The organism is Allobosea sp. 01N443, from assembly GCF_056399325.1.
The window spans coordinates 1-12,901 of the sequence record NZ_JBFTRC010000054.1; the positions used below are offsets into that span (position 1 = coordinate 1).

General features: G+C 65.2%; 8 protein-coding genes and 1 riboswitch. Of the genes, 5 read left to right on the forward strand and 3 right to left on the reverse strand.

What is annotated here, in order from left to right:
* Positions 1 to 146: riboswitch (cobalamin riboswitch) on the reverse strand. This riboswitch is flagged as partial in the annotation.
* A gap of 295 nt (positions 147 to 441) precedes the next feature.
* From AC1DRP_RS15485 to AC1DRP_RS15505, 5 genes are all read left to right on the forward strand, one after another.
* Complete coding sequence (locus tag AC1DRP_RS15485) at positions 442 to 2,694, forward strand: TonB-dependent hemoglobin/transferrin/lactoferrin family receptor (protein WP_476768910.1); 2,253 nt, start codon at positions 442 to 444, stop codon at positions 2,692 to 2,694.
* A gap of 117 nt (positions 2,695 to 2,811) precedes the next feature.
* The gene (locus AC1DRP_RS15490; RefSeq protein ID WP_476768911.1) at positions 2,812 to 3,561 is read left to right on the forward strand and encodes a hypothetical protein; all 750 of its coding nucleotides are present in this window, start codon (positions 2,812 to 2,814) and stop codon (positions 3,559 to 3,561) included.
* The gene (locus AC1DRP_RS15495) at positions 3,554 to 4,447 is read left to right on the forward strand and encodes a ChaN family lipoprotein (protein WP_441507803.1); all 894 of its coding nucleotides are present in this window, start codon (positions 3,554 to 3,556) and stop codon (positions 4,445 to 4,447) included. The genes AC1DRP_RS15490 and AC1DRP_RS15495 overlap by 8 nt, the downstream gene beginning before the upstream one ends.
* Complete coding sequence (locus AC1DRP_RS15500; protein ID WP_441507804.1) at positions 4,444 to 6,180, forward strand: ABC transporter ATP-binding protein/permease; 1,737 nt, start codon at positions 4,444 to 4,446, stop codon at positions 6,178 to 6,180. The genes AC1DRP_RS15495 and AC1DRP_RS15500 overlap by 4 nt, the downstream gene beginning before the upstream one ends.
* 191 nt (positions 6,181 to 6,371) lie before the next feature.
* Positions 6,372 to 8,102 (forward strand): ABC transporter ATP-binding protein, encoded by a 1,731-nt coding sequence (locus AC1DRP_RS15505; RefSeq protein ID WP_441507805.1) that lies wholly within the window; start codon positions 6,372 to 6,374, stop codon positions 8,100 to 8,102.
* Between the two features lie 5 nt (positions 8,103 to 8,107).
* Here the strand turns inward: AC1DRP_RS15505 and AC1DRP_RS15510 are convergent, their stop codons facing one another.
* Genes AC1DRP_RS15510 through AC1DRP_RS15520 form a run of 3 tightly spaced genes read right to left on the reverse strand, consistent with a single transcriptional unit; the run spans position 8,108 to position 12,769 of the window.
* Positions 8,108 to 10,063 (reverse strand): MacB family efflux pump subunit, encoded by a 1,956-nt coding sequence (locus AC1DRP_RS15510; protein WP_441507806.1) that lies wholly within the window; start codon positions 10,061 to 10,063, stop codon positions 8,108 to 8,110.
* A gap of 4 nt (positions 10,064 to 10,067) precedes the next feature.
* Positions 10,068 to 11,264, reverse strand: a complete 1,197-nt coding sequence (locus AC1DRP_RS15515; RefSeq protein ID WP_476768912.1) for an efflux RND transporter periplasmic adaptor subunit — start codon at positions 11,262 to 11,264, stop codon at positions 10,068 to 10,070.
* Entirely contained in the window at positions 11,261 to 12,769 is a 1,509-nt protein-coding gene (locus AC1DRP_RS15520) for an efflux transporter outer membrane subunit (protein WP_476768913.1), read from the reverse strand. Before AC1DRP_RS15520 ends, AC1DRP_RS15515 begins: the two co-directional genes overlap by 4 nt.
* Positions 12,770 to 12,901 lie beyond the last annotated feature (132 nt).

The window sequence follows — 12,901 nt, forward strand, 5'->3', positions numbered from 1 at the left end:
CAGTGACACATCTTGGACAGCGGCTCACCGCTTACAGTTGCGGGGGCAGCGCCGGCCTTGCCCAGGTCAATAGCGACCTCGACGCACCGGCTTCCCTCTTAGCTCCGGGCAAACAGACCCAGAGAACCACGACACCCCAACCTAGGTCCAAATGCTCGCCGCAGTCAATGGGAATATAAAGACATCTTTATGTCTCCATGTCGCTATCTGCGCCGACTGACGCTGCCCCCGACGGCGGGGTGTACCCTGGTCGCGCGCAGGCGATGCGGGGCAAGCAGTTCCCCGCGCAATTGCTAAAGTAGAATAATTAGAATCTATATCTATTATAGATTGCATGTACTTCACTACAAAAGTACATCAGAAAACACTGTGTCAAATTTACAATTGCGAATCCTAGTACCAGCGGACTACATCCACCCGCAAATGGACTGGGGTCTTCCAATGAAGAACAAATCAAAACTATATTTTTCAGCCACTTTCCTTTTTACAATCCTTCAAAGCACGATTTGTTACTCTCAAGCGATCGCAGATGGCGGCAGTGCGTCACCGGCGTTCACGCTCGACCAGATTACGGTCACGGCGACACGCGGTGAAAAGCAGGTTCTCGATGTTCCCGGCGTCGTGAACGTTATCTCACGGCAGGAACTCGACGAGCGCATGACGCGCGACATGCAGGACCTCGTCCGCTACCAGCCGGGCGTCAGCGTCAACCGCCTCACCAGCGGCACCGACCCGTTCGGCAACCTCGATGGCTTCACGATCCGGGGGGTCGGCGGCAACCGCGTCCAGATGCAGGTCGATGGATCGCGTGTGATCGAGCGCATCACTGATGGCAATCGCAACTTTGTCGAGATGCCCTTCCTGAAGAGCGTCGAGATCGTGCGTGGCCCGGGCTCCGTGCTCTGGGGCGCCGATGCTCTGGGCGGCATCGTCGCCTATCGTACGCTCGATCCCCAGGACCTGCTGAAAGGCAAGGACAAGCCGTATGCCGTACGTCTCGATGCCGGGTATGACAGTTTCGACCGCTCCTTCACCAAGACCGGCATTGCGGCCTTCAGGCTCACCCCTGCCCTCGAGGCCATTGTCGGCCTGAGCCAGAAGACGGCGGAGGAGGCCAAACTCAGCCGTGCCCGGGCCGATGGCGGCCGCTGGGGCTGCCCCGTGCCGAGCCTGCGCTATCTCGGCTGCGACACGCTGAACCCGCTCGACAGCACGGTTTGGAACGCCTTCGGCAAGATCGTCTTCTCGCCGACGACAGACCATACGTTCAAGCTGACCGGAGAGTATTTCGACAACAGCTCAAAGGTAAATCAGCTCTGGGACTACAATGTCTTGGCGTCTGGTCTCCGCAACGGACCCTATATCCGAGATGAAGTGAAGTCACGCCAGCGCATCGCCTTCGAGCATCAATGGGATGTCGGCACGAGCTTCCTCGACTCGATCCGCTGGCAGGCATCGTTCTCGCCACAGAAGCGTGAGGTCACCAATAATCGCTACCAGACGCAGACCAACAACCAGCAGCGTTTCACCCGCGGCTTCCTCGACTATTCCGAACAATTCTCCCAGCTCGACATCCAGGCCAAGTCGAGCTTCGCGCTCGGCTCGAGCTTCCACAGGCTGACCTACGGGTTCCAGGGCGACGTCACCAAGACCGATTATGAGCGTCGCGACGACGTCCGGAACATGTCGACCGGCGTCACCACCACGACGATTGCAGGCGGCTTCAACTTCGCCAACGCGACGACGACGCGCTACGATTTCTATCTGCAGGACGAAATCGAATTGCTAAACGGTCGCTGGACGATCACGCCGGGCGTCCGTTACGCCAATTACAAGATCGACCCGAGCATTGGGCCAGGCTACGTCATCGTGCCGGGCAAGGCTCCGCGCGAGATCGACTCGCATAAGCTGATCCCGCAGGTCGGCACGATCTTCAAGCTCGACGAGACCTATTCACTCTATGCCCGCTACGCCCAGGGCTTCAAGATGCCGACCGCGCAGCAGCTCTATACGTCGCTGCCGATGGGCACCCAGAACCTGATCCCGAACCCGGATCTCAAGCCCGAGAGCGTCACGTCCTACGAAGCCGGCATCCGCGGCCGCTTCGACAATGGCTGGTTCTCGGTCGGCGTCTTCCATGCCGATTACAAGGACTTCATTCAGAACTTCGCGCCGATCCTCGGTTCGACCGATCTGACCTATCGCAACCTCTCGAGCGTCAAGATTTCCGGTATCGAGGCATCGGCCGAGTGGAAATTCCACGAGCGCTGGCTCGCCAATGTCGCGTTGAGCTACCAATACGGCACGCAAAAAGCCGATGCTGGCGCATTGACCACGCCGTATAACTCGATCACCCCGTTTACTGCTGTCGCCGGACTGAAATACCTGATGCCCGAATATGGGCTGGAGGCCGAGGTCATCGGAACCTTCGGGGCGGGCGTCACCCGCGCCAGCGCGCCGACCATCTTCAAGCCGGCGGGCTACACCGTGTTCGATGCCTTCCTGAACTGGAAGCCGACCTCGTACATCACCGTCCGCGGCGGCGTGCAGAACATCTTCGACCGCCGCTATTTCTCGAACGTCTATAATTTCGACAAGGTTCAGGCTTCGGCCGCAGTCGCCGCGACCAACCCGCTCGAACTGCAGACCACGGCTGGCCGTACCTTCAAGCTCGCAGCCTCGGTTGAGTTCTGAGACGCAGCGGACCTAGCGCCACCCGATTGACGGGCCGCGGCTGTGACAAGCGCGGTTGGTCACGCGACGCTCCGAGCGAGACCCCGGAGCGTCGCATCCTTTCCTTGGAGCCCCCTTATGACAAGCACCACACATCCCCGCGAACTGCTGAAGCAACCCTCGGCCGAAATCCTGGCAAGCCTGCCCGCCATGGGCCGCGTCATGCTGAGCGCACRCTCCGGCGGCGCGACGCATGAGCGCATGGGCGTGGTCGGCACCGTCTCGATCGACGGGACCAGGGCGCGCCTCGCAGGCGAGTTCCACGACAGCACGCTCGATCTTGCGGTCGTGACCCGGCTGGTCGCGGACCGCACCAGCAAGATGCGCGACCGGGTGCTGCCCAGGCTCGAGTGCCAGGACGCCGCCGGCGAGGTGTTGTTCAGCCTGATCGGGCTCGACGGGTTGGAGCTCTTCGACAAAGCGCTTGCCCCATTCGGCGCCGGTGAGGCCCTGGAGCCGGTCGAGCGCGAGAGCGCTGCCGGCGGCGGATCGCCTGATGTGCCCGAGGATGATCTCGGTGCCGCGACCTTCGCCGCGATCCTGCGCAATGGCGTGCCGATCTCGATCGATTTCACGAAACCGGGCCTGGCCCAGCATTGGGGAGGTGCGCTGCCAGAGCCGAAGCCGGCCATGGGCTTCGTCAACATCATGCAGGGCGACTTCCACCTTCACTTGCGCGCTGGTGCGGTCGCAAGCTGGCTGCGGCAGGTCGCCGGATCGGAGGTCGAGCTTGCAGCGCATGATTCCGACGGCCAGCCGTTCGGCCTCGTGCTGCGCGGCCCGGCCGCGGCCTTCGACGGCGTTCCGCTCGGCAATCCCCATGGCTGAACCCTCCCTCACCGCCGGATCCGTGTCCCTGGCTCATCGGCGCGCGACCTGGCTCTTGCCCGAGACCGGCGAGGCCATTGCCCAGTACGACCTGATGCGGACGATGGCGCAGAAGCGCGTCGTGCTGCTCGGCGAGAGCCATGACATCGCCGAGATCCATCGCTGGCAGCTCCATGTCACGGCGTTCCTGCATACGCTGCGGCCGCAGATGGCGGTCGGTTTCGAGATGTTCCCACGTCGGCTCCAGCCGGTGCTCGACGCCTGGGTCGAGGGCGAGATGGACACCGCGACCTTCCTGGAGCGGTCGGAATGGGCACAGGTCTGGGGTTTCGATCCCGAGCTCTACCTGCCGCTCTTCCATTTCTGCCGACAGCAGCGCGTGCCGATGCTCGCACTCAACTGCCATCGGCCGCTGGTCACGCGTGTCGGCCAGGTCGGTTGGGATGCGATTCCCATCGAAGAGCGCGATGGCGTGACGCCGCCTGCCCCCGCGACGGAGGGGTACCGGCGCTATCTCGCCGGAATCATGAGCGGTTTCGCCGGGCCAGATCGCCCACGCGCCATGGAGCCGGACCGCTTCGATCGCTTCATTCGAGCCCAGCAGACCTGGGATCGCGCCTTCGCCTGCGGCATCGCCGATCATCTGGCAAAGGCACAAGACAACCCGCTCGTCATCGGTATCATCGGGCGCGGCCATCTCGAATACGGCCATGGCACGCCCTATCAGCTCCGCGATCTCGGCATCGATGATCTGGCTGTGCTGTTGCCGACCGACTGTGCCAGCCATGACCAGGAAAGCCTGAAAGGCATTGGCGACGCGATCTTCAGGCTCGACACGCCGGAACCGCCCTCGCCGCGACGCAGTTCGCCCAGGGCCTCTTCGTGACCAGGATCATCTCGCAGATCACGCTGTTGACCCGGCTCTGCATCAGCGGGCCGGGCGGGCGGGCCGGATTGGTCTATTTCGCGCTCGTGCTCGGGCTCGGCTTGGCCGGGGTTCAGGTTTCTGTCCGCCTGATCGCCTGGACGGCGGATTTCTACAACGCGCTGCAGAAGCTCGATGTCGATGCGACACTGCGCCAGATCGCGGTGTTCTTCGGGCTGATCGCCATCAGCGTGAGCCTGTTCCTGAGTGGCAGCTACCTGCGCAAGATGCTGCAGATCCGCTGGCGCCGCTCGCTGACCGAAGCCGCGCTCGACCGCTGGCTCTCCAACAAGGCCTATTGGCATCTGCGCGACCGCACGGATAACGGCCTCGACAACCCGGACCAGCGCATCGCCGAAGACTGCCGCATCTTTGTCGACAAGCTCACCGGAGAGGCGATCGAGCTCATCACCAACATCGTCGCGCTGGTCTCCTTCTTCGCGATCCTGTGGTCGCTCTCGACCTTTGCCCTCGCCTTCACGGTTGGAGGCATCGCGATCGAGATCCCGCGCTACATGGTCTGGGCTGCGCCGCTCTACGTCGCGATCTCGAGCGGCCTGACGCATTGGCTCGGCAAGCCGTTGAAATCCCTCGCCTTCGAGCAGCAGCGCCGCGAGGCCGATTTCCGCTTCGCATTGACGCGGCTGCGCGAGCATGTCGAGGCCGTCGCTCTGGCGAATGGCGAGGCGGCCGAACGGCGCCTGCTCTCGGAGCGCTTCGGCGCGATCATCCAGAACTGGCGCGGCCTCGCCAATCGCGAGTTGATCCTCGGCTGCTTCACCAGGCCCTATATGCAGACGGTCCTGCGCATCCCGCTCTTCCTGGCGTTGCCGGCCTTCCTGGCCGGGCGCGTCACCTTCGGCGGTTTGATGCAGATCGGCTCGGCCTTCCAGAACGTCGTGACCACGCTTTCCTGGTTCATCTTCTCCTATCGCGATCTTGCCGAGCTCGCGGCATCGGCCAGYCGCCTGAGTTATTTCCTCGGAGCAGCCGAGGACAACGTGGACGCGCCGCGGCCAGCGCTCGTCACGGGACAGGAGAACCGGATCCTGCTGCAGGATGTCGCCCTTCGCGTCCCCGACGGCCGTGCTCTCGAGCCCCTCCCCGAGATCAGGCTTGAAGCAGGCGGGACGTATTGGATTTCAGCGCCCTCCGGGCATGGCAAGAGTGCCCTGGTGAAGGCCCTTGCCGGGTTGTGGCGGCATGGCACGGGGCAAATCGAACGGCCGGATGCCAAAATGGTCTTCCTGCCGCAGCAGCCCTACCTGCCCCTCGGCGGGCTGCGGGGAGCATTGGCCTATCCCGCCTCCCCTGAGACCTATCGGGCCGAGGACTATGAGCGAGCACTAGGGGCCGTCGGCATGGCCCAGTTGTGGGAAATCGACGAGCCGGCCTGGAACGACGCGCGCCGCGGCCTGTCCGGCGGCGAGCGCCAGCGGCTGGCGCTCGCCCGCATCCATCTCCAAAGGCCGGACTGGATCGTGCTCGACGAGGCGACCAGTGCGCTCGACCCGGCGGCCGAACGCGATCTGCTCGCGACCTTGCGCCAGCACTTGCCGCTGGCGACTTTCATCCTGATCGCGCACCGGCCGCCCTTGGGCCTGGAAGACCATCGCGCAATCCACCTGTCGAGACGCGACGACTCTTGTGCCGGAGCCTCTGACGAGCGCCGTGGCGAGCTTGCAGAGGCTTAGAATGTCCCGAAGCTGCCATCCTTGCTGCTGCGGTCCGATCGTTGCGGCTCCATCAGAGTTCGTCAGATGACCGCCGCCTCGTTCTCCGCTGGGCCAGCGCTACGCCAGCGTTTCCGGACCTTGGCCCTGCTGCCCCGGCTGCTGCACTCGTTCTGGCAGACGATCCCGCGCTGTCGGCCACGATCATCGTCTTGCGCCTGTTGCGCGCCGCTCAGCCGCCGCTCGTGCTCTTCATCGGCAAGCTGATCGTCGACGAGATCATCCTCCAGACCGCCTCACCAGCTCCTGGACCGACGCTGGCGGACTGGGTGGACAGCGGGCGCCTGAGCGCGGTCGCCGGCTGGCTCTTGCTCGAGTTTCTGCTCGTCGCGGCGGCAAATGCGCTCGCGCGCATCGGAGCCTTCGTGGAAAGGGTCCTGACCGAGCGCCATGATAATGCGCTCGGTGTCGCGCTCATCAGGCAGGTGGCGAGCCTGGATCTGCGCGACATCGAGGCCAGCTCTGCGCAGGACAGGCTGCAGCGGGCCCGCACCCAGCGCTTCATGGGTAACCAGCTGCTGACCTCCCTGCTGAGCCAGGCTCAGGATTTCGTCTCGCTCATCCTGTTTGTCATCGGCCTGTTCTCCTATGCGCCCCTGCTGATCATTCTGCTGTTGCTCGCACTCCTGCCAACGCTCGCCGGTGAAGCGCATTTCAATGCAAAGGGTTATGGGCTGAACGTCTCGGTCACGTCCGAGCGCCGGCAAATGGATTACATCCAGATCGTCGGTTCAGCGGCCGAATCCGCCAAGGAGATGAAGCTGTTCGGGCTCGGCGCCTACCTGGCGGGCCGCTTTGCCGAACTCGCCGACAAGGTCCATCGTGGCAATCGCGATCTCGCGGCTCGGCGTACGCTCTGGGGCAGTYTGTTTGGGGCAATCGCCTCGTTGGCCTATTACGCTGCCTATGCCGTCATCGCCTGGCGCGCCCTGAAGGGTGAACTCGGCATCGGCGATCTCACCTTTCTCGCCGGCTCGTTGCTGCGGCTGAACGGCCTGTTCGAGCGGCTGATCCTCGGCCTGACCCAGATCACGTCGCTGACCCAGTATCTCGATGATTTCTTCTCGTTCATGGATCTCCGCTCGACGATGGTCGCCCCGCCGAATCCAAGACCATTTCCGGTGCCGATGCGGCAGGGTATCGTCTTCGACAAGGTCGGATTCCGTTATCCCGGCAAGGATGCCTGGGCGCTGCGCGATCTCAGTTTCTCCATTACCGTCGGCGAGACACTTGCTCTCGTCGGTGAAAACGGGGCCGGTAAGACCACGATCGTCAAGCTGCTGACCAGGCTCTACGAGCCGGACGAGGGCCGCATCCTCGTCGACGGCATCGACATCCGCGATATCGGCATCGCCGACCTGCAGCACCAGATCGGCGCCATCTTCCAGGATTTCGTGCGCTATCACATGACCGCCGCAGAGAATATCGGCATTGGGCGGGTCGGCTGCCTCAGCGATCGTCCGCGGGTCATCGACGCCGCGCAGAAGAGCCTCGCCCATCCGCTGATCGAGACGCTGCCGGAGGGCTACGAGCAGATGCTGGGCCGCGTCTTTGCGCGGGGGCTCGATCTCTCGGGGGGCGAATGGCAGAAGATCGCGATTGCCAGAGCCTATTTCCGCGACGCAGCGATCCTGGTTCTCGACGAGCCGACCGCAGCGCTGGATGCCCGCGCTGAAGCGGAGATCTTCGAACGCTTCCGCAATCTGAGCGAGGCGAAGACCGCATTGCTGATCTCGCACCGCTTCGCGACCGTCCGGATGGCCGACCGCATCCTGGTGCTGGAGAACGGCGCCATCCTCGAAAGCGGCAGCCATGAGGAGCTCATCGCGCTGCACGGGCGCTACGCCGAGCTGTTCGCGTTGCAGGCCGCAGGCTTCCAGTAAGAGCCTCAGGCGCCTCGGGCCAGGGCYTCGACCGGGTCGAGACCCGCGGCATTGCGCGCCGGCAGGAATCCGAAGCCGACACCGATCAGCGTCGAGCAGGCAATCGCTGCCGCGAAGGCCTCGGCCGAGTAGATGAAGCGAACCGGCGAGCCGGAGAGCGCGAATCCCCAGCCGATGGAGAGCGCCAGAGCGATACCGAGCACGCCCCCGATGAAGCAGACCAGAGAGGCCTCGATCAGGAACTGCTGGAGGATGTCGCCGCGGCGCGCGCCCACGGCCATCCGCAGGCCGATCTCGCCGGTGCGCTCGATCACCGAGACCAGCATGATATTCATCACGCCGATACCGCCGACGAGCAGGGAGATCACGGCGATCGAGGCGATCAGCAGCGCGAAGGTCGCGTTGTTGCTGGTGATCGCCTGACGGATTGCGTCATTGTTCCGGATAAAGAAATCCTCGGCGCGGTGGCGATGCGTCAACAACTCGGTGACGGCGCTCTGCGCCGACTCCATCGGTGTGTCGTCATTGACGCGCAGGATGATGCTGCGCAGCGAAAGATCCCCGAGGAAACGGCCCTGGACGGTGGTGTAAGGCAGGTAGACCTGCGGGTTCAGGCTGGCGCCGAAGCCGCTCTGCTGGGGCCGCATCACTCCGATCACGCGGGCAGGGACCGAGCCGATCAGGATGACGCTGCCGATCGGGTCCTGGCCGGTCCGCGCGAACAGGGCACTGACAGTGTTCTCGTCGATGACCACATCCTGCGAGAGCCGCCGGACGTCGTCCGCGTCGAAGAGCCGGCCCTGGGCCAGGACGCCGCCCGTGACCGCGAAATACTGCTCGCCGACGCCCATGACCAATCCCGATGCCTCGGCGGAGCCGAAACGCAGCGTGGCATTCGTCGACACGGTCGGTGTGACGCCTTCGGCATAGGGCTGACTTGCGAGGATATGGGCATCGGCGACTGTCAGGGTCTTGATCTGGCCCGAGCGGCGGTCGCCGATCGTGGCTCCGGGGTAGATCTCGAGAGTGTTGGTGCCGAGCCCGGCGATATTGGCGAGAACCTGCTGGCGCGAGCCCTCCCCCAGCGCCACCACGCTGACGACAGAGGCGATGCCGATGACGATGCCGAGCATGGTCAGCGCGGAGCGCAGCTTATGGGCGCGCATCGACAGGAGGGCCATGCCGAAGGCCTCGCGCAGCCGGCCGAACGCGGCCCGCCACGAGCCACCCCGCGGCACGTCCAGCACCGGGTTCGCCTTGGAAACGAGCGTCGGGCGGGTCCTCCGATCGGAGATGATCCGGCCGTCGCTAAGCTCGATAATGCGGTCGGCTCGGGCCGCGACGTTCATGTCATGAGTGACAAGAATGATCGTGTGGCCCTCGCGGCCGAGTTCCTCGAGCAGGGTCAGCATCTCCTCGCCGCTCTTGCGGTCGAGTGCGCCGGTCGGCTCGTCTGCAAGGATGACCCGGGCCCCGTTCATCAGGGCCCGCGCGATCGAAACCCGCTGCTGCTGGCCGCCCGACATCTCGGCCGGGCGATGCGTCTTCCGGGCCCCGAGGCCGAGCCGGTCGAGCAAGGCGGCTGCCCGATTGCGCCGCGGCTCGGCGGCAACCCCTGCGTAGATCGCCGGCACCTCGACATTGGCGAGCGCGGTCAGTTCCGACAGCAGATGATAGCGCTGAAAGACGAAGCCGAAATATTCACGCCGCAGCCGTGCCAGCTCGTCCGGCCCGAGATCGCGCGTCGGGCGGCCGTCAATCGCGTAGACACCGCCGGTCGGCCGGTCGAGGCAGCCGATGATATTCATCAGGGTGGATTTGCCCGAGCCCGACGGTCCGACGATCGCAACCATCTCGCCGGCCTCGATGGTCAACTCGGCCCCGTCAAGCGCCGCAATCGCCGCTTCGCCTGCGCCAAAATCGCGCCGGACCCCACTCAGCCTGATCAGCGGCACGCCCATGCGGTCAGAACCCGAGCGGGCCACGCATGCGGCGGGCCGCTGCGGGGGAGCCCGTGTGCGCGATGACGACACGCTCGCCCGCCTTCAGCCCGGAAGAGATTTCCGCGACGATCTTGTTGTCTAGCCCAACCGTGACCTTGCGCGGCGCGGGCTTGCCATCGTCCCCGACGACATCGAGCCAGGGCTCTCCGCCCCGGCGCCTGATCGCCGTGGACGGCACGGTGACGACGCCCCGCATCCGCCCGACGACCACCGTTACCTGGACCGTCATCGAGGTCAGCAGCCTTCCGTCGGAGTTGGGCACCTCGAACAGCGCGTTGTAGTAGATCGCCGAGGAAGTCGAGGAGGCGTTCGTGCTCGAAGAGGCCGAGGCGCTGCTCGTATTCTGCGTCTTCAGCGTATCAGGCGCCGGTTCGACAAAGGCGATCCTGCCAGGGAAGCGCCGATCGGGCGCGCCGAGAACGCTGAACAGGGCCTCTTGGCCGGCCTTGACCCTGAGCACGTCTGCTTCCGAGATCTTGGCCTTGACCGTCATGGTCGAAACGTCGCCAAGCACGATGATGGTCGGCGCGGATTGCGCCGCGTTCACCGTCTGGCCTTCCTGCGTCACGATGGCCAGTGCGGTGCCCGCCGCCGGAGCTGTGATGCGGGTATAGCCGAGCTTGGCGCGGGCAGTCTCGACCTTGACGCCGCCGGAAATGATCTGGGCGTCGAGCGCCGCGATCTGGGCGCGGGTCGTGCGCACCGTCATCTCGGCCGATTCGTAATTGTCGCGGGAGACCGCGTTCTGGCCGAGCATCTGCTTCTGACGGGCAAGCACGGATTCGGCATAGGCGAGGCTGGCCAGGCGCTCCTCGCGCTGCGCCTGCAGCACGGCGAGCTCGGCCTCGGCCGAGCGCAGTTCATTCTGCTGGGTGACGCCATCGATCTCGGCGATCAGGTCGCCCTCGCTCACGTTCTGGCCCAGGGCCACCTTAAGCGAGATCAGCCGGCCGGAGACCTGCGCGCCGACGCTCACCTGCCAGATCGGCTCCAGCGCGCCGCTGGCCAGCACGACCTCTTCGACATCGCCCATCGTGGCGGCGACCGTCGGCAGTTGTATCGCGGCCGGCTGCGGCGCCTGCTGCGAGCGCAGGGCATAGCCACCCGCCCCCAGCATGCCCAGGACAAGCAGCAGCATGAAGGCACGGCGCGACGTCATGGGCTCGGGACCTCCAGGGAGACAGCACGCAGGCGGGGCCCCTGCGGCGGATCCTCGACGCGCGGGCGGGAGACCTCGACCGGCCGGAGCCAGCCACCGCCAAGCGCCTTGTTGAGGGCGATGAACCGGGTCGCCAGCGCGATCTGGCTCTGAATCCGCGAATCCTCGGAGCTATACTGCGAGCGCTGCGCATCGAGCACGTCGAGGAAGCTGGCGCCGCCCGACTGGTAGAGCGCCTGGGACAGCTGCGCCGCCTGACCGGAAGCCGCAGCCGYCGTCGACAGGCTGGCCAGCCGCAGTCGCTCCTGCCGCAATCCAACCAGTGCGTCCTCGACATCCTGCAGGGCGCTCAGCACAGCGAGCCGAAGCGCCGCATCCGACTGGTCGCGCCGGGCGCGCGCCACATCGACCGCGGCCGCGAGTTCGCCCCCATTGAAGATCGGCACGCTCAGCGATGGGCCGATCGACCAGCCGATCGCGCTGTTCTTCGCGAGGTCGCCGAGCTTCAGCGCCGAGGTCGAGATATTGCCGGTCAGGCTCACGGAAGGGTAGCGAACCGCCTCGGCCTGGCCGATCCGTGCCGTTGCCTGGGCGAGACTGCGCTCGGCCCGCCGGACATCCGGCCGGTTGCGCAGCACGTCCGCCGGGACGCCGGCTTGCGGTGGCGCGGGCGTCGCCGGCACCTTCGCAGCGCCGGTCAAGCGCGAGCCCATAGCGGATGGCGGGCGGCCAACCAGCACCGCGATACGGTGCTGGGTCTGCGACAGCGCGGTTTCAAGGGCCGGAATCTGCGCCTCGGTGCTCGCGACCTGCGCCACCGCCCTCGCCGTATCGACCGCCGAGACATCGCCGGCCTGGAAGCGGACCCGCGTCAGTGCCTCGGTCACCCGCTGGGTTTCGACCGTCCGCTTGGCAAGCACAATGCGCGCCTGGTAGCCGCGCGCCTCGATGACAGCCGAAGCGACATCCCCAATGAGCGTCAGCAGTACTCCGTCGAGATCATCGTCGGCGGCATCGACGCCATAGGTCGCGGCTTCGACGGCGCGGTCGCGCCCGCCGAAGATGTCGAGCTCCCAGGAGGTGTCGAAGCCCGCGCGCAAGCTGTTGCTCATGCCGTTGCCGCCCCCTGAATCGGAGCTTGTGGCGTAACGCGAACGCGTTGCCGATGCTGAACCATTGACCTGAGGAAACAGCGGCGCGATCGCCTGGACCCGGCTCGCTCGCGCTTCGCGAATCCGCGCCTTCGCCTGGGCGACATCGAGATTGCCTGCAACCGCTTCGGTCACGAGCCCATCCAGCACAGGATCCTTGAATTGCCGCCACCACTCCGACCGAGCGGGAGGCCGCGCAGCCGAAGCGGCGCCATTCCATTGGGTGGGCAGATCCTGCGTCGGCGCGACGTAGTCGGGGCCGACCGAGCAGGCGCCAAGGCAGAGCAGAACGGGCAGCGCGAGCAGCCTCGTCCAATCCGATATCAGCCTGTCGCGAGAGTGCATCCCGTCCATGTCCGCCGCATTGGCGACCTTTCCATTCCAGGCGGAAAGAGCGCAGATCGGCGGTCATAGGCGCCGTATTTCAGAATGATTCCAAAGACGAAGACCCCGCGGAGTGCCGATCTCTGGCGATCGTGAACGCCT